The 2873-nt window shown below is 70.6% G+C and carries 3 protein-coding genes; all 3 read right to left on the bottom strand.

Translation table 11 applies throughout. From position 1 onward, the window contains the following. Positions 1–242: 242 nt before the first annotated feature. Positions 243–1577 carry an ATP-binding protein gene (locus VQ02_RS34320; RefSeq protein ID WP_048448760.1) on the bottom strand — a complete coding sequence of 445 codons (1335 nt, stop codon included), beginning with the start codon at positions 1575–1577 and terminating at the stop codon, positions 243–245. Continuing rightward, a complete protein-coding gene (locus VQ02_RS34315) occupies positions 1574–2320 on the bottom strand; it encodes a response regulator transcription factor (RefSeq protein WP_048448759.1) in 747 nt (248 codons plus the stop codon). The genes VQ02_RS34320 and VQ02_RS34315 overlap by 4 nt, the downstream gene beginning before the upstream one ends. A gap of 13 nt (positions 2321–2333) precedes the next feature. Further along, on the bottom strand, positions 2334–2873 hold a 540-nt coding region (locus tag VQ02_RS34310; protein ID WP_048448758.1), incomplete at its 5' end, for a ZIP family metal transporter.

Here is a 2873-nt window from a genome sequence, read left to right as displayed (position 1 = left end):
TGAGCCGGGCCGCCCGAGACGTTGCCGGTGTTCGGAAACGCCCGCTCTGGGTTCGATGCATTGCCGTGGCCGTCGAGGGCGAGCGCGGGCGCCGCAGCCCCAAGCAGCATGCCCGCGGCGAGAATGGCAGCCATCGTGCGCTTCATTGGTCTGTCTCCCGTGTTCGTGCGGCGGTGGCCGCGTCGAAAGTTAAAATAGACAGGTCGGGTGTCCCCCGTTCGCCGCGTTCGTGACGAAGTATGTCAGCCGCGTGGGCCGACCCGCGGCAAGCGGATCTCGGCCCGCAAGCCGCCCCCGGGGCGGTTGTTCAGACCGAGCGTGCCGCCCTCGGACTCAATGGCCCTCTTGGCGATGGTCAGGCCTAGACCCGTCCCACCGGTGTTGCGGTTCCGGGAGCCTTCCAGCCGCGTGAACGGCTCAAAGGCACGGGCGACCTCCGTCGACGGGATGCCGGGACCATCGTCGTCGATCCGAAGCACCAGCGCGGCGTCTTCGACCTTCAGGCCGATGCGCACCCGGGTCCCGTACCGCACGCCATTGTCAACGAGGTTCTCCAGGGCGCGCCGGAAGGCCACCGGGCGCACGACGGCTAGGGCGCGGCCGGGTCCCTCGAACGAGACGTCCCGGCCCGCATCCGAGGAGGCGTCGGCGACACCCATCAAGACGCTCGCTACGTTGGTGACTTGGCGGCCCTCCGGGTTGGCGTCGCCGCGCATGTAGGCGAGCGTAGCCTCGACCATTGCCTGCATCTCGTCGAGGTCCGCTTCCATGGCGCGTCGCTCGCCCTCATCCTCCACGCGGTCGACGCGCAGGCGCAGCCGAGCGATCGGCGTGCGCAGGTCGTGAGAGACCGCCGCGAGCGCCTGGGTCCGCTCCCCGACCAGCCGGTGAATGCGCTCCTGCATCGCGTTGAGGGCTCGGCAGATCCCGCGGATCTCGTCTGGACCGATCTCGGGCACCCGTACCACTGCCCCGTGCCCGATCCGGCCGGTGGCATGGGTCAGCTCGCGCAGTGGCCCGGCAATGCGGTGCATCAGAACGACTGCGGCCACTCCGACGAGGATAGCCATGGCAGTTGCGAGAGAAGCCCAGGGTGCCACCTGCACGAGGCTCGGCGCGTGGGCCGAGCGGAAGGTCAGGGCGCTCCCGTCGGGAAGCCGGATGGTCCCGTGCAGATCCTGCTGGTGGAGTGGCCCGTCAGGTACCTCCAGGGTGAGGGAGAGCGCGGGGCCGAGGACCGGTTCGAGTGTCAGCAGGTGGTCACGCAGATCCCGAAGCATTGCGTCGGTCGCCGGGGCCGGACCGGTATGCGGTTGGGGGTCCCAGCCGATCTCGAAGTGGTTGGAGGACAAGGCCTTGGCCTCGGTGCTGCGGGCCTCGGGGGGACGTCTCAGGATCGCCTCGCGCGCCAGTACGAGTTGCCGGGCGACCTCAGTCGCGAAGGCCTCGTCCGCGGCGGCGGCGGCGGAGTGGCGGTAGATCGCGAGCGCCCCGCCGTGGACGAGGAGGACCGCGACCAGAAGGACGGCGACGGTGCGCCCTTCCAGGCTGCGGGCGAGGCTGGCGAGTCCCCTCATGCGCGCTCGACCTTGGCGGTCAGCATGTAGCCCGAGCCGCGCACCGTCCTGATAATGGGGACTGCGCCCTCGAGCGGTTCGAGCTTGCGCCGCAGGCGGCTCACCAGGGTGTCGACGCTGCGGTCCGAGGGCGCGGCGAGGCGCCCCCGGCTCATCTCGAGGATCTGCTCGCGGCCGAGCACTCGCCCGGGATGTTCCAGGAAGACCAGGAGCAGGTCATGCTCGGCACTCGACAGGTCGACGGTGGCGCCCTCCGGATCGGTGAGCGCGCGACTGCGCAGGTCAAGCCGCCAGCCGGCGAATGCGAGCGCCTCCGGCCGCGCCGCGGCGACCGGCGTCGGAGCGATGGCCGAGCGGCGCAGGACCGCCCGGATGCGGGCGAGGAGTTCCGGACGGCCGAACGGTTTGGCGACGTAGTCGTCGGCGCCGAGCTCCAGACCGAGGACGCGGTCGGCCTCCTCGTTGCGAGCGCTGAGCATGATGACGGGGAGCGTGCCTCTCGCGCGCAACGCACGGAGCAGATCGAAGCCCGAGGCTCCGGGCAGCATCACATCGAGCAGCACGAGGTCGACGGCGAGGTCGGGCAGGAGCGACCACATCTCGCCGCCGCTCCGGCAGCCGGTGACCCGGAAGCCGCCCTCGCGCAGGAGGCGGGTGATCAGCACGCGCATGCCGTCGTCGTCCTCGACGAGGAGCAGGTGTGGGCCACCATGAACCATTCCGTGTCCGTCGCCGGCCGCCATCGTCGGCTCTCCTTCACCCGACCATCTCGTCCAGCAGCAGGAGCAGCAGGAAGCCCGCGAAGAACATCGCCGTTACCCACGGCCGGTCCTCCGTCTCGTGCGCCTCGACCAGAAGCTCCTCCGTCACGAGGTAGAGGAGCGCGATCAGGCCGAACGCGAGGAAGGCGCCGCGGATGGCTGCGGGCAGTGCAGCGACCGGGCCGCCGAGAAGCGCACCGAGCGGCAGGAGGACGGCGAGGGCGGCCGTCAGGCCGACTACTCGGGTCTTCGAGGTTCCGCCCTCACCGAGTTCGTTCGCGACGGTCAGGCCGAGGAACAGCACCTCGATCGTCAGCGCTACCGTGAGCAGGAGACCGGCCTTGGCGCCCGCCGCGAAGGCGATGCCGAGGACGAGCCCATCGACCAGGATGTCGATGCCGGTGACGGTCAGCAGCCCGACCGGCCCCTTCATCCGACGCTCCAGCGTGCGGACGGCGAGCATGGCCGCGACACCGACGGCGCCGCCGACCAGGGTGGCCCAGGGCGACCCGGTATGCTTGAGGTCGGGCAGGAT

The organism is Methylobacterium variabile (assembly GCF_001043975.1).
GTDB lineage: Bacteria > Pseudomonadota > Alphaproteobacteria > Rhizobiales > Beijerinckiaceae > Methylobacterium > Methylobacterium variabile.
The sequence above is the reverse complement of the archived record's forward strand: the minus strand, read 5'-3'. Positions and strand labels throughout refer to the sequence as shown.

What these genes read in the sequence shown, in the direction of transcription:
- VQ02_RS34320 (WP_048448760.1), bottom strand. Translation starts at nt 1,577, where the DNA reads ATGAGGGGACTCGCCAGCCTCGCCCGCAGCCTGGAAGGGCGCACCGTC.
- VQ02_RS34315 (WP_048448759.1), bottom strand. Translation starts at nt 2,320, where the DNA reads ATGGCGGCCGGCGACGGACACGGAATGGTTCATGGTGGCCCACACCTG.